This is a genomic window from Ornithinimicrobium cavernae, from assembly GCF_003121625.1.
In the GTDB taxonomy this organism is placed as follows: domain Bacteria; phylum Actinomycetota; class Actinomycetes; order Actinomycetales; family Dermatophilaceae; genus Ornithinicoccus; species Ornithinicoccus cavernae.
The window spans coordinates 150,532-169,701 of the sequence record NZ_QDDJ01000007.1 but is presented as its reverse complement, the minus strand read 5'-3'; the positions used below and the strand labels follow the sequence as shown (position 1 = coordinate 169,701).

Genomic DNA, 19,170 nt, shown 5'->3' with positions numbered 1-19,170 from the left:
AGATCCAACGGAACCGTACCCCTACCAAGCCGGTCACACAAGACTTACGACTCGCGGAAACGCGATGGAAGTCTGTGAATGAGATCCACCGAGTGATTTATGTTCGAACGCCATCGATGCAGGTCACGTTCCGACAATCCACACTCGAGTCGCTGGGTCCCTGTCTTCTTGCTGGTGATGACACCTAGTCATAAGTTAGATACTGTCGTCATCAACACTCCAGACTTATGACTCATGGGACTACGATGGAACAGACCAACCACGTGACGACTGACCACCGTCCCTCTGCCCACGGCGGCCCGATGACCCGAACATTGCAGACCCTCCTGCGGGGTGAGACCACCCCGGACCCGCAGACACTCGTGGATGCACTGGAAGACTGCGTCGAGCCCGCTCGCAGTTACCGCTGCATGAACCCGGACTGCGATCAATCGTGTGATCTGGGATCAGGTCAGCACGCTGGGCGCCCCGCCCGGTTCTGCTCCCGAAGGTGTCGACAGATCTTCACTCGGGTGCGTGGACGCCTGACGTGGGAAGTCGGCGTGCTCACCTCGACAATGAGCCAACCGCACCTGTCCTACGAGCAACAGCTAAAGATCGCTACCGCGCTGGCGCACCGTCGATGGGCCCTGGAACGATATCCCGGACGTGACGGGGACTGAGCGGACGGGGCGGCTCAGGAGCCGTCACGCACTTCAAGGCCCGGCAACGCGTCCACGATCTCCATGGTCTCCAAACTCACGGTCACGATCCTGGCGAGCAGATCAACGATGTAGCGCGGGTCACCGACCTCGCGGGACCAGTCGTTGGGGTCGTTGACGATGCCAGAGGCCTTGTCGACCTTGACGCGGTAGCGGTCGAGGATCCACTCGATCGCCGACCGCGACCCGAGCATGTAGCGGTGCGCCTGCTCGGGAATGCCACTCAGCTTGATCTGCGAGTTGTAAATGATCGTCGACCGGTCTGCGACGAGCTTCTTGGTCTCGGGGTCACGCGTCTTGGCGAACCCCATCTTCTGGACCCGGAAGAAGTCGTATGCCGCGTCGCCGGCTGGTCCTTCGACGTCCAGCCCGTCGAGGGGATAGGGAGTGACGGTCTCGTAGCCGAGGTGCAGCTCGCTGAGCCGACGGCCCGCGTCGAGGTATGCCGTGGGCTCGGTAACCAGGGGGATGCGCGGCAGCATCTTCTTCAGGTCCGCGGCGTAGGTCTCGCGGTATTCAGGCGAGTGCAGTAGGCCGTAGCAGTAGTAGAAGATGTCTTCTTTGGTGACCCCGGCTCCGTAAGCGGTCTGGAACCGGGCCAGCGCCTCGTCGGTGATGTTGTCGATCTTGCGGTAGCCGTCGGCGATCTCGTCCTCACCTGGATCGAGCGCCAGCATGCCATCGTCGTTGGGCCTCTCGTAGCGCCACCGCGCAAAGTATCGACCGTTCTGCCCAGCGCCGAGCATCTGAACGTCTGGAACCGCCGAAGACATCAGTGTCGAAAAGTCCGCCGTGGCTCCGACCCCCAGTGTATAGAAGCCAAGGTTGGCGCATGCCGCGCTTGGATAGATCGCCGGAACCCGGTACACCATGTCATTGAGTGGGCGACTGAAATAGATGTGCTGCTTGGTGAAGGGTCGATAGGATCCAAGGACGATACTTTGACGTTCAAAGACACGTTTGCGGTCTCTGTCCAAGTCGGAGAGGAGGCCACGCGTCCAACTGATCAGCGCCGAATCGCGGGTCGCCGTCCTTGAGGTGCGATCAGCGGCTCGCTCACCTTCGAAAGTGGCAATCAGCCTCGACATGTTTCGGACGACAGCTGCGGTACTGAAACTGGACGCCCAGGAGTCCCGCGCTGTCTTCAGGCCAGCGGTGGGAGTCTCGAAGAGGTGTTCGATGGATGGGAAGTTGGCGAATTCGGCGGCACGTTGGTTGAGCCAGTCGCCGTGTTCGTTGGGGGTGATGTGCGTGACGGGTTCAAGCCCCGTCACGGTCTCAGCGTCGGTGACCTTGGCGAGCTTCTGTTCACGGGTGAGGTAGTCGCCGATGTCGGTGTAGTGGATCGTGGTGGGGCCGGTTCGTGCGGGGTCCTTGACGAGGATGGTGATGGCGATGGTCGCCCGTGAGCCACCGCCGAAAATCTTGCCCCCCTCCTTTCGGGACTCTTCCCCGGCCGTGCGTTGGTTGCCGCGCAGGTTGTAGACGTGGATGTCGCTGAACTCTTCGGTGAGCGTTTTGCGCATGCCGTCGGCGGTGTTGGAGTCGAGCCACCCACCATTGGTGACGTAGGCGATGACACCGCGGTCGCCGATGCGCAGGGAGGCCCACTTGATGGCGCGGATGTAGGAGTCGTACAACTTGTTCAGGTTCTTGGCAGTAGACGCTGCCGCGTAGGTCGCCCGAATGGCGGCATCCAGGTGTGGATACGACTCATTCGCGTTACCTTCGTTGTTCGAATCCTGTCCCGCTGAGTAGGGCGGGTTGCCGATGACGACCGTGATCGGCAACCCGCGTTGGCGGGCGATGCGTTGGCTGGTCGCCGGGAAGACGTCGAGGGAGTCGGTGTCGCCGTCCTCGTAGGACTGGAAGGTGTCGGTGAGGACTAGCCCGGGGAACGGCTCGTAACCTGGGCTGTCGCTCTCGGCCGATTCGCGGAGCAAGTCTTGGTAGGTGACTTCGATATTGATCGCGGCGATGTAGTACGCGAGCAACAGGATCTCATTCGCGTGCAACTCAGACGCATACTTGCGGGCAAGGTCGTGCGGTTCGATCAGGCCCAGCTGGAGCAACCGGACGATGAAGGTTCCGGTGCCGGTGAATCCGTCCAGGATGTGCACGCCTTCATCGGTCAGGCCCTGCCCGAAGTGCTCGTGCAGGACATTGTCGGCGGAGCGGAGGATGAAGTCGACGATCTCGACCGGGGTGTAGACGATGCCGAGCTTGTCGACGGTCTTCTTGAAGGCGGTGGAGAAGAACGTGTCGTAGAGCTGCACGATGAGTTTCTGCCGGCCTTCTGCAGTGTCGACGCCCTGGGCGCGCATGGCCACCGAGTCATAGAACTTTGCCAACGAGTGGTTCTCGTCGTCTATGTGGTGCTCGTCCAGCACGGCGAGCATCCGGTCCATCGTCTGGGAGACCGGGTTGTGTGCAGCGAAGTCATACCCGGCGAACAGCGCCTCGAACACCGGGCGGGTGATCAGGTGTTGGGCCAGCATCTCGACCGCGTCGTCGCGGGTGATGCCCTCGTTCAGGATGCCGCGTAGACCGGTCAGGAAGGTGTCGAACTCTGTTGTGACCTTCGGGTTGCCGCCGTCCAGGAGCGCGGTGATGCGGGTGATGTGCCGGTTCGCGATGTCGGCGATATCTTTAGCCCAATCCTCCCAGTAGCGTCGGGAGCCGACCTTGGCGACGATCTTCGCGTAGATCGCCTCACGCCACTCACCCAACCAGGTCAGGTCCAGACTGCCCTGCGTGCCCGAGGACGTGCCGTCCTGGTCGCCGTCTGAGCCGCCGGGGACGCCGATGACGTTGACCTTGTCGTCGCGCTTGTCAACCAGCTCGATGCGGTTGACCATCGCATTGAACCGCTCGTCGTGGGCACGCAGCGCCTGCAGGACCTCCCACACGGCGGCGTACCGCTTGTTGTCCTTCAGCGCCTGCTCCGGTGTCATCCCGGCCGGGATGCCGATCGGCAGGATGATGTAGCCATACTTCTTGCCCGGGGCCTTGCGCATCACTCGCCCAACTGACTGGACGATGTCGACCACCGACTTGCGCGGGGACAGGAACATCACCGCGTCCAGGGCTGGGACGTCCACACCCTCGGACAGGCAGCGGGCATTCGTCAGGATCCGGCACGTCCCGTCGGGGACCTCGGCCCGGAGCCAGTCAAGCCGAGTATTGCGCTCCAAAGCATTGAAGGTGCCATCGACGTGCTGGATCTCGCAGGTGAGCACCGGGTCACCGGTGGTGTCCTCGAGGTCGTGGGCGGCGGCATACTGCGCTACGGTCTGGCCGAACATGGCCTCGATGTGCTTGGAGTCCTTGATCGTGCCGGAGAACGCGACCGCTCGACGCATCGGGGACGGGTCGGTCTCGAAGGAGTGCTCGACCGCCCCACGTTTGGCCAGCCCGTTCCAGCAGCCGACGATCTTGGCCGCGTCGTCCAGTCGCAGCTCGTTGCCGTCGTCGGCCAGTTGCATCTGGAACGTGCGTGACACCGACTTCTCATCAACCGCCAGCACCAGGACCTTGTAGTCGGTCAGCAGGTCCTGGGAGACCGCCTCACCGAATCCGAGGCGATGCAGCTCCGGGCCGTAGAGGTCCTCGTTGTCCATCGAGGCCAGGACCGCGTTTGCCTCACCGGCCTTGGCCTTGGAGGGGTCGTCATAGATCCGAGGGGTCGCTGTCATGTAGAGGCGTTTGCTAGCCCGGATGTAGGTGTTGTCGTGGACCTTCACGAACGCGGACTCATCCGCGCCCGCGAGTGTCGTGCCGGTGGTGCGGTGCGCCTCGTCGCAGATGACCAGGTCGAACGGGTCTAGCTCGCCCTGGGCTTGTGCCTGGGCGATGACATCGATCGACTGGTAGGTGGAGAACACGACCGTCATCGAGTCGCTCTCGCCGAGGGCCTGGGTCAGGCGGGACTCCAACACGGCCACGTTCGTCGTCGACGGCAGTGCCAGGTCGACCGCCGAAATATCCTCATCGACCGCTTTTGACCGGACGGTAGCCTTGCGATCCGAGCAGACCGCGATCGGCGCCAACGGCACCTGCGCCTCGGTGGCCCACTCCCGCAGTGTCTGGGACAGCAGGCTGATAGAGGGGACGAGGAACAGAACGCTGCCGCCGGCGCCGACCATCTCCTCGGCCAACCGAAGGGAGGTGAACGTCTTGCCCGTCCCACACGCCATGATCAACTTGCCTCGGTCCCCGGTGCTGAGCCCCTGGGTGACCGCGTCGATCGCCTCAGCCTGGTGCGGGCGGACCTTCTTCTTGTCCGTGACCGGCAGGACCTCCGGCTGTGCCCAGGAAAACTCATCCCAGTCCACAATCGAGGCCTCGAGATCGGCCAAACCGATGCGACGCACGGGGATCTGCTGACCCTGGAGGGCGTCCTCGGCGTGCTGGTTCCACCGATCCGTGGTCGAGACGATGATCCGCTGAGTGAAACCCTCCTTGCCCGAGGCCGACAGGAACGAGTCGATGTCCTGCTTGCCGATCGTCGAGGACGGTGCGTAGAACTTGCACTGGATCGCCACGTTCGACCCAGTGATCTTGTCCACCGCGACCAGGTCAATCCCCGTGTCGTGCTTGCCGTCGCGTCCCGGCCAGTCCTGCCACAACCACACGTCACTGAACTGCTCCGCGAACACCGGATCCGTCTGCAGGTAGGACAGCATCAGCTGCTCGAGCTTGCTCCCCTTGTCCACCTCCGACGTGGCAGACCCCCGCAGTTGCTCCAGAACCTCGTAGATCGACGCCGACATGCCCCGATCTTGCCCCATCGCCGCTCGGCGACTTCGGACCGCCACCCGAATGGTCGCGACAACCCGTCACCAGCATCCTGTGGCGGAATCTCCCCGCTCTGCCAGCGTGAAGCGCCCTGGCCTAGTCGTCATACGCTCCACTTACTGATGCGGTTACTGCTAGTTATGCGACATAGGAGGTGCAGTTATGCAGAGTTGGCTGCATCTCGACATCTCGACACCAAGGTCAGAAACTGCTCGCCATGTTTGTGAAGCGTGAATAATGCCCCTGGAACGCGACGACTATCGTGTCCGTAGGACCATTACGGTGCTTGGCAACAATCACGTCGGCTTCACCCTCGCGTGGTGACTCGCGCTCGTACATGGACTCTCGGTGGAGGAGGATCACGACGTCGGCATCCTGCTCGATCGAGTTGTGAACGGCGATGCCATTGGCCACGAAGTTGTGCGTGCCGAGGACAGTGGCGTCGAAGACTTCCTCCATACCCTCGAGCTCGATCGAGGTCACCCTGTCCCAGAAGACGTCATTCGTGGCTTCCATCTCCAGCGCGGCACTGTCCAGCACGGCCGCTACCCGACCGAGCCGCTCTCGCGAGGGCGCTGACTTGTCCAGCGCTGACCCGCAGTACTGAGTCCCGAGCGCCGCCTGGAACTCTCGGGTCGTCATGCCCTGCCCTGCCATCTCTGCACGGACGGCGTCCCAGACCTGCACCGGGACCGTGTCCACATTGGTGGTGGCCTGACGATCTCGGATGATCTCCAGGAGCGCGACCGCGGACGCGGATCGGCCACCGTGCACCCCGATCTCCTGCAGGAAGCGGCGCTGGCTGTCCACACCGGAGACGTCGATCGTGTAGCCGTCCCGGTAGCCACTCTTGTGCACTACCCGAGTCCTGGTGGAGATCCCGAAGCGCAGCAGGAGCGTAGAGAGGTCGTCAACAAGTCGCCGACTCGTCGAGTGGTAGTAGATCCGTCCGCCGCGCTGCGACTTGTTGACTGTCACGGAGCCATCGGTCGCCCAGATGTGATTGAGGAACAAGGCAATCTGCCTCTTCGAGGCATGGAACAGCCGCTCCGGCACGAACTTCTCATGGCTGCGGAGACCGAACAGGCCCATGTCGTCAAGCCACCCTGCGATCGGATTGCGGCGGCCCCGAGCAAGGCGGTAAGGCGCTCGAAGACGCAGCGTCGCGCAACGAGCGGCGGGATACTCGTCGCGCACGGCCAACACACCGAAGTGCATCGCGGCTCGTGTCACTGCGCGCAGATTCTCCTCGTCGACCGACGCATACCTCAGGGGCTGACGCCTCACCATCGAGCCGTCACCGAGCATGTGGGCAAGCAGCACAACCTCATCGTCGGCCCAGGGTTCGTGGCGTTCCGGCGCCGGCACGTGCCGGGGAACAGCGAGTCGGTCGTCGGTGCGGAGATCGCCGAGGGCTCGCCACCCGTCATAGGTCAGGAAGCGGTGGTTCTCCGTCGCGCGGATGGTCTTGCCTGACGCGAGTGTCATCCGAAAGACGGGCTTCCGACCAGTGGAGAACACGTGCGTGACATGTCGTCGCACATACCGCAGCGAGTCGTCCAGGGCCCACACGGGGATGTCTTTCTCGCCTGACGCATGCAGTTCACCGAGGGTCACCGAGCCGCCGGTGTCGGCGCGCAGGATCCGGGTGTCAGCGGTGAGGCAACCGGACTCACGGAGGTCCGACATCTGCGGCTTCTTGTCCGTGCGTTGTTCCGGACCTCGGTTCAGCTGCGAGAGCGCGATCACCGGCACCTCGAGCTCCTTGGCAAGGAGTTTGAGCGCACGGGAGAACTCTGCGACCTCCTGCTGCCGCGACTCGACACGCTTGCCGGAGCTCATGAGCTGCAGGTAGTCGACGATCACGAGCTTGAGATTGTGCCGCTGCTTGAGCCGCCGGCACTTGGCCCGGATCTCCATCAGCGACATGTTTGGGCTGTCATCGATGAAGAGTGGCGCACCGTGGATGCGGCCCTGCGTCTCGGCCATCCGTGCCCAGTCCTGGTCACGCATCGTGCCCTTACGCATGTGCTGCAGCGGAATCTCTGACTCCGCCGAGAGCAGGCGCATGGTGATCTCGGTTCGACTCATCTCCAGGCTGAAGACAACGGTTGCCAGGTCACTCTTGATGGCCGCCGCCCTGGCGATGTCGAGCGCCAGGGTCGAGTTGTGCGTAGGGATCATCGAGTGACCAGCGAGGTAGAGGTGACTGTCGTTATCGACCTGAACACACCGCACCGGGACGGAGGTCACTTGCCGCACATTCGTGATGAAGAGGGAGTCGCGCCGGTGGAAAGCGCGGGAACGGCGCTCCTTGTGCACAAGTTTCTTGCGCTCCAGCCGAAAGACATCGTGGTCGGTCGAGAACGTGAGCGTATGTGCGATCGAGGACTCTGGTGTATGCCCACGGACCTGCTTCTTGGACCAACCGCAGCGATAACCGAGGCCGAGGATCAGTTCATAGACATCGGCAGCGAGGCGTTCAGACGTTGAGGTGAACTGGGGGCACCCGCTCGCCGTCACTGTGCCGTCAGTGTCGAGGAGCCCTGCGAGCAGCGCCCGACGCTGCACCTCGCTGGCACGGAGATACTCCTGCGGGATGTGCTTGTTGCCAAGCACTCCAATCTTGCGCAGCAGCGCCTTCACCGAGCCGTGGTCTGCCGCGCCAACGACGTCGTGGGGAAGGAGCAGCGAGTAGCTCATCGCAGCCAACTGCCTGACCTCGATGCCCTCGGCCTCGAGGTGGATCACCATCTCGGGGTCGGCGGAGGTGAACCGGCTACCAGCCGTTTCGCCGTCGCCCAGCCACGCGCCCAGGACATAGGGGGACAACGCGAGATCGGCTTCGGGGAGGTCGAGAGCCTGCGTGAGGGCGATGCTGTGGTTGAGGCGGGCATCGGCAGTCTGGCACCGAACTGTCTCGGCAATCTCTCTTGTGGTCCGGATGCTCGCTGAGGCCTCGCGCAGCCCCCTCCGCTCCAGCCGCGTGCTGGTCTGCCAGAGGTGCTCCGCGTCCGCCACGATCACGGACCCGTCAGAGAACTCCACCTCGTAGCACGGCCGGTCCGGCATGGCCTCGGTGGCGGCCAACACTGTCGTCGGTCTCCCGTCCGCCCCGATGAGCTGATCGCCGACCGAGACCTCCCCCATGGTCGTCCACCCCTCGGGTGTCGCCAGTGGGGTGTCGAGGGCGAGTGCCTTACCGACAGCCGGCCTGGCCGCGATGATGATCATCTGGCCGGGGTGCAGGCCGTTGGTCAGCTCATCCAGGTCTGTGAAGCCCGTCGGCACGCCGAGCATCTCCCCCGAGGTCCCAGCGGCGTGCTCGATCTCGTCCATCGTCGGCTCGAGCAGGGCGGCAAGCGCGTGGTAGTCCTCCCCGCCACGCTTGTCCGCGACGCCGTAGATCTCGGCCTGGGCAAGGTTGACGATGTCGTCGACGTCGCCACCGCCCTGGGCGAAGCCCATCTGCACGATCCGGGTTCCCGCCTCGACCAGGCGGCGCAGCACGGCGCGCTCGGCAACGATCTCTGCGTAGTAGCTCGCGTTGGCCGCGGTCGGGACACCGTTGATCAGCTGGTAGAGGTAGGGCGTCCCGCCGATCCGGGTCAGGTCACCGCGCTTGGTCAGCTCGTCAGAGACGGTGACGGCATCGACCGGTTCGCCGCGGGCGTAGAGATCGAGGATCGCCTCGTAGATCGACTCGTGCGCGGGGCGGTAGAAGTCGTTGGCCTTGAGCGTCTCGACGCAGTCGGCGATGGCGTCCTTGGACAGCAGCATGCTGCCCAGGGCACTCTGCTCGGCGGCGACGTCCTGAGGGGGCAGCCGGTCCTCCGGGGGGCCGTCCGGCGCCTCGGAGTAGCTTGCCTCCAGCTCACTGAGCGACATCCGCCCGCCTCTCCCGTTCTGTCACTCCTGCACCTTCTGTCACGCAGCCAACCACTGACCCCTGACACAGCTCGGCGCGCACGACAACAACCCCTCCGACCTCAGGTGATCGGCTCACGTTACGGCGGTCCGGGCACCTCCCCAAACGGTCCTGTGGATAACCCTCGGGACAGCCTGTGTACAGACCTGTGGCCGGTCGTTCACAGGCTGTGCACAGGCCTGTGGATAACCAACTTTCTCGGCGCCCGGACGCCGGTTGACCAGCGGGAACGTTGTCCACCGCATGTGGACCAGAAATAGTCACCGCGTCGGCCCTTCTGGCGGACCTGCCCATGGTGTGGCTGTCACTGGTCTCGGGCGTCACCGGCAGCGGGCCCGGTGACTGTGGGTGGCGCGGCTCGCCAGTACCCGCCCTGGGAGCAACGCTCTGCACCTGTGACGCCATGCGACACCTTCTGCAGAGCCACAGCCGCCCGCGGGCCACTGTTGTCCGCGGAACGCACTGCTCAGGAAGTGCCGTCCTCCGGAGCGGCGTCCTCCCGAGCGGGCGTCTGGCCGTCGACGGCTTGGTCGCCCCGGCTCGCGTCCGCGTGGTCCTTCGACGGTCCGAGGTGGATGTCGGAGGGGGCCACCTGGCCGGTGCGGAAGCCCGCGCGACCCACCATGTGCGCCCCGACGGGAATCGTCAGCATCTGGAACACCCCGACCAGGATCAGCGTGCCGATGTGCAGGCCGCCCTCCTTGCTCAGCGCGACGCCGCACAGCACGAGCAGGACGCCGAGCACCTGGGGCTTGGTCGCCGCGTGCATGCGGGTCAGCAGGTCCCGGAAGCGCAGCAGGCCGATCGCGGCGGTCAGGCACAGGATGGCACCGCACAGGATGAGCACCATGCCGATCACGTCGGTCACCGAGTCGAGCGTCCACGTCATGCCTGCTCACCCCTGCCCGGCTCCTCCACCGTGTCCGGCTCGTCGAAGTCCACCGGGTAGTCACGGTCGCGCGCCACGAAGCGGGCCACCGCCACCGACCCCATGAAACCGACGAGCGAGAGGGTGATCAGCAGCGGCATGGTGCTGGAGCCCTCGACCAGCGCGGTCTGCGCGCCCAGGCTGCACACCACGATCGACACGAGGACGTCGGTGGCGACGACCCGGTCCAGGACGCTGGGGCCGGTGATGATGCGCACCACCGACAGCAGCGACGCCGAGACGAGCAGTATGCCGATCGCCCAGGTCATGATCTCGGAGAACCCCATCAGCCGGTCACCTCCCGGCGTCGCCTCGGGTTCAGCACGGCGTCCGGGTCCGGGTCGAACGCACGGAGCACCCGGGCCTCCTGCGCCAGCACACGGTGCCGGACGACCTCGGCCTGCTGCCGGGTGGTCACGTCGATGACGTGCAGCGTGAGCAGCCGCCGCTCACCGTCCAGGTCGATCACGACGGTGCCGGGCACCAGCGCCACCATCTCGGCGGTGATCGTCTGGAAGAGGTCGTTGTCCGAGCGCAGGCGCAGGTCCACCACCACACCGCTGACGGTCGGCCCGGGGCGCACCGCGAGCCAGGCCACCTGCACCGACGCGGTCGTCATGTCCCAGAGGAAGCGCACCGCCAGCACGACGAACGCGACCGGCCGGAAGTGCACGCCGAGCGTCACCGAGGGCAGGGGGAAGACCAGCTGGACGAGGAAGGCGACCAGCACGCCCGCCAGGACGTTGCCGACCGACACCTCACCCATGAGCATCACCCACACGACGGTCAGCATCAGCAGGGGGAGCCAGTGGATGCCACGCAGCTGCCTCATCGCGGTCCCTCCCCGAGCACGGCCAGCAGGTAGGGCTCGCGCAGCAGCAGGTCCAGCGCGGCCCGGTCGGTGATGTCGAACAGCGGCCCCGCCACGAGGGTCAGGCCCAGCCCGAAGGCCACCAGCGACACGGTCGGCAGGACCACGCCGGCACCCATCGCGCGGCCGTTGCCGGTCCGCGCCGGGGTGTAGGTCATGCCGTCCTCCGCCTGGGGAGCAGACCCCCAGAACGCCCGCCCCCAGACCCGCGCCACGGCATACAGGGTGAGCAGGCTGGTGACGACCGAGCCGATGACCAGCACCAGGGCCAGCCAGGTGCCGTCCTCGACCCCGGCCTGCAGGAGGCCGACCTTGCCCAGGAACCCGGAGAACGGCGGGATGCCCGCCAGGTTCATCGCGGGGACGAAGAAGAGTATGCCGAGCAGCGGGCTGACCTTGGCCAGCCCACCCAGGTGCGAGGAGGCGGTGGTCCCGCCGACCCGCTCGACCAGCCCGGTCACCAGGAACAGCGTGGTCTGGATGGTGATGTGGTGCAGCACGTAGAAGATCGCCGCGGACACCCCGGCCGCGCTCCCGAGCGCGATGCCGAACAGCAGGTAGCCGATGTGGCTGACCAGGGTGAAGGACAGCATCCGTTTGATGTCGTCCTGGGTGACCGCGCCGAGGATGCCGACGATCATCGTCAGCAGGGCGGCCCACATGAGGACCGCGTTGAGCGTGCCGTCGGGGAAGAGCAGGGTCTGGGTGCGGATCAGCGCGTAGACACCGACCTTGGTGAGCAGCCCCGCGAACACCGCGGTGACCGGCGCGGGTGCCGTGGGGTAGGAGTCGGGCAGCCAGCCGGACATCGGGAAGACCGCCGCCTTCACGCAGAACCCGAGGATCAGCAGCACGTGCAGCACGACCGAGGTGTCGTCCGGGATCATGTCCAGCCGGGTCGCCAGGATCGCGAGGTTCACCGTGCCGGTCGCCGCGTAGATCATCGCGATCGCGATGAGGAACATCATCGAGGACAGCAGGCTGACGAAGACGTAGGTGACGCCGGCACGCACCCGGGCCTCGGTGCCCCCCAGGGTGAGCAGCACGAAGCTCGCGGCCAGGAGCATCTCGAACCCGACGTACATGTGGAACAGGTCGCCGGAGATGAAGGTCGTGGACACCCCGGCCGAGAGCACCAGCATCGTGGGGTGGAACACCGGCAGCGGCGCGTGCCCGTCACTCTCGTTGTCGAACGAGGAGCGGCCCTGGCCGATGGAGTAGCGCAGCACCCCCATCGTGACGACGGTCGAGACGATGACCATCAGGGCGGACAGCCGGTCGACGATCAGCACCACGCCCTCCGCCGGGGCCCACCCGCCCACCTGCACGACCTGCGGCCCCAGCTGGTCCGCGGCGAAGAGCAGGGCCACACTGATCGCGAGCACGGCGGTGAGGATCGACATGCTCACCAGCCGCTGCACCCGGGTGCGGCCGACGGCCGCCAGGTTGATGCCGGCCCCGACGAGCGGCAGGACGACCGGCAGCGGCACCATCCAGGAGAAGTCGTTCATCAGCTCGCCCTCCCCATCACTCGTCTTCCTCCGCGAACTCGGCGGCGATGACGTCGGCATCGTCCCTGGACTCGTCCGACAGGTCGTTCTCCTCGGCGCGCCGGTGGATGCGCACCGACTCCTCGTCGTCCTCCAGCAGGTCGTCCCGGCCGAGCTGCCACGCCCGGTGCGCCAGGGACAGCACGAACGCCACCATCGCCAGGGTGATCACGATGGCGGTGAGCACCAGGGCCTGCGGGATCGGGTCGGCCATCCGGTCGCCGTCACCGTGGCCCAGGATCGGCACCTCGCCGGCCGGTCCCGACGAGACCATGAACAGGATGTTGATGCCGTTGCCCATCAGGAGGAAACCCACCAGGGCACGCACGATGGACCGCGCCAGCAACAGATAGACCCCGGTGCCGATCAGCGTGGCGGCGACCAGGACGAGGGCGATGTTGGGGCTCACCCGGCCTCCTCCTCGGTGATCTGGTCGTCCAGGGCGGAGCCCAGGCTGCGCAGGATGTCGAGCATCAGGCCGATGACGACGAGGTAGACGCCGATGTCGAAGAGCAGGGAGGTGACCAGGTGGACGTCGCCGATCAGCGGCAGCGGGACGTCCACCACCCAGGTCCGCAGGGGCGGTGAGCCGAGGAACATCGGCAGGATCGCCGAGGCCCCGGCGATGAACAGTCCGCCACCGAGCAGCAGACCGGGCATCACGGGCAGGGCCACGCGCAGCTCGTAGCCGCGTCCCGCGAGGTAGCGCAGCGCCAGGGCCAGCCCGGCGACCAGGCCGGCGGCGAACCCGCCGCCGGGCGCGTTGTGCCCGCTGAACAACAGGTAGACCGACCACAGCATGATCGTGTGGAACACGATCCGGGTGACCACCTCGAAGATGGTGGACCGGCGGCTCGGGTCCAGCTGCGGGGCCGCGGCGATCCACCGCGTGGTGCCCTCCTCCTCGACCGTCGTCCGGTTGCGCCAGGTGTGCCGCAGGGCCCGGCGCGCCCGGATGACGGCGTCCTGCTTGAGGAAGATCAGGCTGGTCACGCCGGTGGCGGCGGCCAGGACCACCGAGAGCTCGCCCATCGTGTCCCAGGCGCGCACGTCGACCAGGATGACGTTGACGATGTTGTTGCCGCCGCCGTACTCCTTGGCGGTCTCGATCAGGCCCTTGGCGGACGGCTCGTGGGTGCGGACGGCCGCGGCAGTGAGCGCCACGGCGGCAACCACGAGCCCAGTCGCCAGACCGAGCAGACCGCGCAGGCGGCGGGTCAGCACGCTGGGGTCGTCGGGGAAGCGCCCGGAGAGCCGGCGCAGGACCAGCACGAAGACGACCAGCGTGACGGTCTCGACCAGCACCTGGGTCAGGGCCAGGTCCGGGGCCCCGTGGAGGAGGAACAGCAGCGCGGTGCCGTAGCCGGTGACGCTGGCCAGGAAGACCGCCCGCAGGCGGCGCCGGGCGCGCGTCGTCGCAATCGCGGCCACGACGATCACCAGTGCCACCCCGACCTGGGCGGGTGTGTCGAACCAGCGCACGCCCGACGGCCAGGTGACGCCACGCACCAGCACGACGGTGGGCAGGGCCACCAGGACCAGCAGGATGATCGCCAGCAGCGTCGGCAGCGAGCCCCGCTGGAAGCCACCCGTGACCTCCAGCGCCAGGCGGTCGACACCCCGCACCAGGTGCTGGTAGCTGCGACCGGCGTCGTACGGCAGCTGCAGGCGGCGCTGGACCGCGGCGACCGGGGCACTGCCGAGGAAGAGCAGACCGCCCAGCACCCAGATCACCACGGACAGGCCCAGCGCCGGGGTCAGCCCGCTCCACAGCGCCAGGTGAGCGGGATCCTCACCCGCGGGAAAGACGGAGGTATGCCGCGCGAGCAGGTCCTCGAGGACGGGTGACAGTGGGCCGAGGGCCAGGCCGGCGAGCGCGAGCACGACCGGGACGGTCACCAGGAGGTACTCCGGGTGGTGGGCCACCGTGGTGACCTGGCCGGCGTCGCCGGCCAGCACCGGGTCCTTGCGGGCGAAGGCACCCCACATGAACCGCGCCGTGTAGCCGAAGGTGATCACCGACCCGGAGGCGACGGCCAGGAGCATGACGCCGTCGAAGGACCACCAGCCCCCGGCCGGGTGCAGCAGCGCGTGGAGGGCCGCCTCCTTGCCCACGAAACCCAGGACCGGCGGCAGACCCGCCATGGAGAGCGAGGCGACGGCCGCCGCTGCGGTGAGCCACGGCATACGCGCACCGACGCCCGAGAGGCGACGGATGTCCCGGGTGCCCGTCGCGTGCTCGACCGTGCCGACGGTCAGGAACAGGCAGGACTTGAAGAGCGAGTGGGCCAGCAGCATCCCGAGACCCGCGAGCGTGGCGCCGTGCGTGCCGTACCCGACCAGCAGGGTGATGAAACCCAGCTGGCTGATGGTGCCGTAGGCGAGGAGCAGCTTGAGGTCGTACTGGCGCAGCGACCGGTAGCCCCCGAGCAGCAGGGTCCCGGCGCCCAGGACGACCACGGTGTAGCGCCAGGCCGGCAGGTCGGCGTAGGCCGGCGCGAACCGGGCGACGAGGTAGACACCGGCCTTGACCATGGCCGCGGCGTGCAGGTAGGCGCTGACCGGCGTGGGGGCGGCCATGGCGCCCGGCAGCCAGAAGTGGAACGGGATCAGGGCGGACTTGGTGACGGCGCCCACCAGGAGCAGCACGACGCCCCAGGTGAGGTAGGTGCCGGACCCCGGGTCGGCCAGGATCTCGCTGATCCGGTAGGTCCCCTGGGTCTGGCCGATCATGATCAGCCCGACCAGCATCGCCAGGCCGCCGAAGGTGGTGACGAGCAGCGCCTGCTTGGCCGCCGCGACGCTGGCCCGGCTCGTCATCACGTAGCCGATGAGCAGGTAGGACAGGATCGTGGTGAGCTCCCAGAACACGTAGAGCAGGAGCATGTCGTCGGTGGTGACCAGGCCGAGCATGGCCCCGGCGAACGCCGTCAGGGAGCCGGCGAACAGCCCCAGGCCCTTGCTGCGCTCGCGGTCGTCGAAGTAGTGCGCGCAGTAGAGCAGCACGAGGGCGCCGACCCCGGAGACGATGAGCGTCATCAGCCACGCAAGGGTGTCCATCCGGAACGTGAGCGTCAGGTTGAGCGACTCGACCCAGCCGAACTGCTCCAGGGGCGGTGCGTCCGTGTCGACGCGGGGGAACTGCCAGGCGGCGTAGCCGGCTGTCACCGCGGGGACCACTGCCAGGGGCACGAAGGCGCGGGTGCCGAGGAAGCGGACCAGCACGGGCGCGAGGAGGGCGGCGACCGCGTGCGCGACGACAAGCGCGAGCATGGGCCTCCTCGATGGTCGGGCGGTGCAGCCGAGGCCCGGGTCAGTGGGTGCCCTCGACCCACGATCCGCGGCGGCGGAAGGGGGTTGGAGTCAGGCTCACTTTACCTGTTCAGGGGCCGGCGATTGTCGCCGGGACAGCAGAGGGGCCGGTGGGGATCGCTCCCCACCGGCCCCTCCCGTGCTGCGGTGGCTCAGGCCTCCTGGACCACGACGGTGATGTCGGCTGCGACATCGTCGTGCAGGCGGACGTGGGCCGAGTGCTCGCCGACGGTGCGGATCGGGGTCGGGACCTCGATCCGGCGCTTGTCGACCTGCGGACCGCCGGCGGCGACGATCGCCTCGGCGATGTCGGAGGCCGTGACGGCGCCGAACAGGCGGCCGCCCTGGCCCGCGCGGGCGGACACGGTCACCGGGGTGGACTGCAGGGTCGCCTTGGCGGCCTTGGCCTCCTCCTCGGTCTTGTGGGAACGGGCCTCGCGGCCGGCCAGGATCGCGTCGACCTGCTTCTGGCCGCCCTTGGTCCAGGCGGTGCCCAGCTTGCGGGGCAGCAGGTAGTTGCGGGCGTAGCCGTCCTTCACGTCAACGACGTCACCGGCCACACCGAGGCCGGACACCGGCTGGGTGAGAATGAGCTTCATCAACTTCTCCTTGTCGAAAGGTGCTCAGCGCGCCGAGCTGGAGTAGGGCAGCAGCGCCATCTCGCGGGCATTCTTGACCGCGGTGGCGATGCGACGCTGCTCCTGCACGGAGACACCGGTCACCCGACGCGCACGGATCTTGCCGCGGTCGGAGATGAACTTGCGCAGGAGCGCGGTGTCCTTGTAGTCGATGGACTCGATCTTGGCGGCCTTGAGAGGGTTCGCCTTCTTCTTGGGCTTGCGCACAACGGGCTTGGCCATCGTGGTGCTCTCCATTCTGTGAGAGCCCGAGGGATCACCTCGGGATGGGGTGTTTCTTCCGGGCGCCGAGGATCACCCCGGGCCCGGTCATGAGGTCAGGGTGCGATCAGAACGGGGGCTCGTCGTAGGACGGGCTGTTCCAACCGCCACCCTGCTGACCACCGGCGCTGCCGCCGGTGGCCCACGGGTCGGTCTCGGACTGGCTGGCCTGGCCACCCTGCTGCGGAGCCGGCTGCTGGCCACCCTGAGGTGCGCCGAACTGCTGGCCGCCCTGCGGGGCACCACCCTGACCGCCACCGAAGCCGCCGCCACCGCCGCCACGCTGGGCCTTGGTGACCTTCGCCGTCGCGTAGCGCAGCGACGGCCCGACCTCGTCGGCCTGCATCTCCATGACGGTCCGCTTCTCGCCCTCGGGGGTGTCCCAGGAGCGGGAGACGAGACGACCGGTCACGACGACGCGGGCACCGCGGGTCAGCGACTCCGCGACGTTCTCGGCGGCCTCACGCCAGATCGAGCAGCGCATGAACAGCGTCTCGCCGTCCTTCCACTCGTTGGTCTGCCGGTCGAACTGCCGCGGCGTGGAGGCCACGGTGAAGTTCGCGACGGCCGCACCGGAGGGGGTGAAGCGCAGCTCGGGGTCCGCAGTGAGGTTGCCCACCAGGGTGATCGGGGTTTCGCCAGCCATGTCTGAGTCCTTTGCTGTGGGGAGTCGGTCAGGCCCCGACGCGCATCATCTTGGTGCGCAGAACGGTCTCGTTCAGGCCAAGCTGACGGTCGAGCTCCTGTGCGGTGGCAGACGTCGCGGTCAGGTTGACCACGGCGTAGATGCCCTCAGACTGCTTCTTGATCTCGTAGGCCAGGCGACGACGACCCCAGATGTCGAGGTTGTCGACCGTGCCACCTTCCTTGGTGACAACGGCAAGCAGCTTCTCCAGCGTCGGCTGGAGGTTCCGCTCGTCGGACTCCGGATCGAGGATGATCATGAGTTCGTACTGACGCATGCGTGAACCCACCTCCTTCGGTCTCAGCGGTCACGGTCTCTCCGTGACAGGAGGGTTGCATTCGTCCCACCGCTTCGTGCTGTCTCCCACCCTGCCAGAGTCGACCGACACCCGCAGGGGTCGATCCACAGGCAGGCCGGAGGCAGCCGTCATCGGTGAACCCGTCCACGATACCGAGTCCGCGGGGCCGCAGCCTAATCCGAGCCGTGGCTAGCCGAGGGCCACCTCGAGCCAGCGCCCGATCATCGGCACGAGCTGGTCGGGCACCTCCAGCTGCTGGAAGTGGCCGGACCCCACGGTGCGTCCGAGCGTGAGCAGGCGGCGGTCCGGCACCAGCTGCTCCAGGCCCCGCTCGGCGTGGGCGGCCTGGATGACCAGCATCGGCGAGGCGAGGTTGCCCAGGGCCCCCGCACCGTCGAACGTCGCCATCGCCCGGGCGCCCCCCGCCGCGACCTCCGGGTGGGTGGCGGCCATCACCTCGACCACCCGGTCGTAGCCGGCGCGGTCAGTGTCCAGCACGAGGGAGCGGGCGAACGCGCGGCGCAGGTCGCCGGTGTGGTCGCGACGGATCGCCGCGGCCCGCTCGGCCCAGTCGGCCTTGCTCCTCTCGTGCGCGAGGGGCGCGGGGTCGAGGAGCACCGCCCCCACGGGGTGCGCCGGCCGCCGTGGGACGCGACGGAGCGGGCTGTCGGCGCGCACCAGGGTGTCGAGAGCGACGAGGGCACCCATGCTGTGCCCGATCACCACGGGGTCCCGCAGCCCCGCCGCCTCACAGACCACGACGACGTCCTGCGCGAACTCCGCCACGCTCGTGGCGACCGTGCCCGTCGGCACCGGAAGGTCCTCGCCCCAGCGGCCACGACCGACCCCGATCGACCCGTCCTCGGCGACGTCCTGGCTGCGTCCGTGCCCACGCAGGTCGAGCGTGACCACCCGGTGGGTCTGCTCCAGCCGCTCCCTCAGGGGCGCCATCAGGCTGCCGTCACAGCACCAGCCGTGGACCAGCACCAGGTCCCTGGTGCCGGACCCACCCGGGCCGGACACGGCATACGAGATGGGGTTTGCCCGGCCTGGCGCTCCGGTGCGGACGACGGGTGTCATGACCGGCTCCGCAGCGGTCCGCCAACGACCGGTGCGCCCGTCACCGGGTGGGCGGTCGCGGTCTGCGGGTCCATGGTCCGACATCCTGCCAGCGCCCTGTCGACCACGTCACACCCCGTGC

At 67.2% G+C, this 19,170-nt stretch carries 13 protein-coding genes; all 13 read right to left on the bottom strand.

The features are described from left to right. Nucleotides 1-676: 676 nt before the first annotated feature. Nucleotides 677-5,473, bottom strand: a complete 4,797-nt coding sequence (locus tag DA085_RS09755) for a DEAD/DEAH box helicase (protein ID WP_109472766.1) — start codon at nt 5,471-5,473, stop codon at nt 677-679. 226 nt (nt 5,474-5,699) lie between these two features. After that, nucleotides 5,700-9,386 carry a replicative DNA helicase gene (locus DA085_RS09750; RefSeq protein ID WP_109472765.1) on the bottom strand — a complete coding sequence of 1,229 codons (3,687 nt, stop codon included), beginning with the start codon at nt 9,384-9,386 and terminating at the stop codon, nt 5,700-5,702. A gap of 506 nt (nt 9,387-9,892) precedes the next feature. Continuing rightward, nucleotides 9,893-10,315, bottom strand: coding sequence for a monovalent cation/H(+) antiporter subunit G (gene mnhG / locus DA085_RS09745; protein WP_109472764.1), 423 nt, complete (start codon nt 10,313-10,315; stop codon nt 9,893-9,895). Beyond that, nucleotides 10,312-10,641, bottom strand: coding sequence for an MrpF/PhaF family protein (locus DA085_RS09740; protein ID WP_109472763.1), 330 nt, complete (start codon nt 10,639-10,641; stop codon nt 10,312-10,314). The genes mnhG and DA085_RS09740 overlap by 4 nt, the downstream gene beginning before the upstream one ends. Then, nucleotides 10,641-11,186: a Na+/H+ antiporter subunit E gene (locus DA085_RS09735; RefSeq protein ID WP_109472762.1), complete on the bottom strand. Its 546-nt coding sequence runs from the start codon at nt 11,184-11,186 to the stop codon at nt 10,641-10,643. Before DA085_RS09735 ends, DA085_RS09740 begins: the two co-directional genes overlap by 1 nt. After that, complete coding sequence (locus DA085_RS09730; protein ID WP_109472761.1) at nt 11,183-12,736, bottom strand: Na+/H+ antiporter subunit D; 1,554 nt, start codon at nt 12,734-12,736, stop codon at nt 11,183-11,185. The genes DA085_RS09735 and DA085_RS09730 overlap by 4 nt, the downstream gene beginning before the upstream one ends. 16 nt (nt 12,737-12,752) lie before the next feature. Then, nucleotides 12,753-13,184 carry a Na(+)/H(+) antiporter subunit C gene (locus DA085_RS09725; RefSeq protein ID WP_109472760.1) on the bottom strand — a complete coding sequence of 144 codons (432 nt, stop codon included), beginning with the start codon at nt 13,182-13,184 and terminating at the stop codon, nt 12,753-12,755. Next, nucleotides 13,181-16,048 (bottom strand): Na+/H+ antiporter subunit A, encoded by a 2,868-nt coding sequence (locus DA085_RS09720; protein WP_109472759.1) that lies wholly within the window; start codon nt 16,046-16,048, stop codon nt 13,181-13,183. Before DA085_RS09720 ends, DA085_RS09725 begins: the two co-directional genes overlap by 4 nt. Nucleotides 16,049-16,239: 191 nt before the next feature. Next, nucleotides 16,240-16,686 (bottom strand): 50S ribosomal protein L9, encoded by a 447-nt coding sequence (gene rplI / locus DA085_RS09715; RefSeq protein ID WP_109472758.1) that lies wholly within the window; start codon nt 16,684-16,686, stop codon nt 16,240-16,242. Between the two features lie 24 nt (nt 16,687-16,710). Next, nucleotides 16,711-16,947 (bottom strand): 30S ribosomal protein S18, encoded by a 237-nt coding sequence (gene rpsR, locus DA085_RS09710; RefSeq protein ID WP_109472877.1) that lies wholly within the window; start codon nt 16,945-16,947, stop codon nt 16,711-16,713. A 106-nt stretch (nt 16,948-17,053) separates the two neighbouring features. Then, complete coding sequence (locus DA085_RS09705; protein ID WP_109472757.1) at nt 17,054-17,632, bottom strand: single-stranded DNA-binding protein; 579 nt, start codon at nt 17,630-17,632, stop codon at nt 17,054-17,056. A 28-nt stretch (nt 17,633-17,660) separates the two neighbouring features. Next, nucleotides 17,661-17,948: a 30S ribosomal protein S6 gene (gene rpsF, locus DA085_RS09700; RefSeq protein WP_109472756.1), complete on the bottom strand. Its 288-nt coding sequence runs from the start codon at nt 17,946-17,948 to the stop codon at nt 17,661-17,663. Between the two features lie 210 nt (nt 17,949-18,158). Beyond that, nucleotides 18,159-19,049, bottom strand: a complete 891-nt coding sequence (locus DA085_RS09695; RefSeq protein ID WP_161958472.1) for an alpha/beta fold hydrolase — start codon at nt 19,047-19,049, stop codon at nt 18,159-18,161. Between the last annotated feature and the right edge of the window lie 121 nt (nt 19,050-19,170).

Coding starts and splice junctions, on each gene's coding strand:
- rplI (WP_109472758.1), bottom strand. CDS start 16,686: ATGAAGCTCATTCTCACCCAGCCGGTGTCCGGCCTCGGTGTGGCCGGT.
- DA085_RS09730 (WP_109472761.1), bottom strand. CDS start 12,736: ATGAACGACTTCTCCTGGATGGTGCCGCTGCCGGTCGTCCTGCCGCTC.
- DA085_RS09705 (WP_109472757.1), bottom strand. CDS start 17,632: ATGGCTGGCGAAACCCCGATCACCCTGGTGGGCAACCTCACTGCGGAC.
- DA085_RS09695 (WP_161958472.1), bottom strand. CDS start 19,049: ATGACACCCGTCGTCCGCACCGGAGCGCCAGGCCGGGCAAACCCCATC.
- DA085_RS09755 (WP_109472766.1), bottom strand. CDS start 5,473: ATGTCGGCGTCGATCTACGAGGTTCTGGAGCAACTGCGGGGGTCTGCC.
- DA085_RS09720 (WP_109472759.1), bottom strand. CDS start 16,048: ATGCTCGCGCTTGTCGTCGCGCACGCGGTCGCCGCCCTCCTCGCGCCC.
- rpsF (WP_109472756.1), bottom strand. CDS start 17,948: ATGCGTCAGTACGAACTCATGATCATCCTCGATCCGGAGTCCGACGAG.
- rpsR (WP_109472877.1), bottom strand. CDS start 16,947: ATGGCCAAGCCCGTTGTGCGCAAGCCCAAGAAGAAGGCGAACCCTCTC.
- DA085_RS09735 (WP_109472762.1), bottom strand. CDS start 11,186: ATGAGGCAGCTGCGTGGCATCCACTGGCTCCCCCTGCTGATGCTGACC.
- DA085_RS09740 (WP_109472763.1), bottom strand. CDS start 10,641: ATGGGGTTCTCCGAGATCATGACCTGGGCGATCGGCATACTGCTCGTC.
- DA085_RS09750 (WP_109472765.1), bottom strand. CDS start 9,386: ATGTCGCTCAGTGAGCTGGAGGCAAGCTACTCCGAGGCGCCGGACGGC.
- mnhG (WP_109472764.1), bottom strand. CDS start 10,315: ATGACGTGGACGCTCGACTCGGTGACCGACGTGATCGGCATGGTGCTC.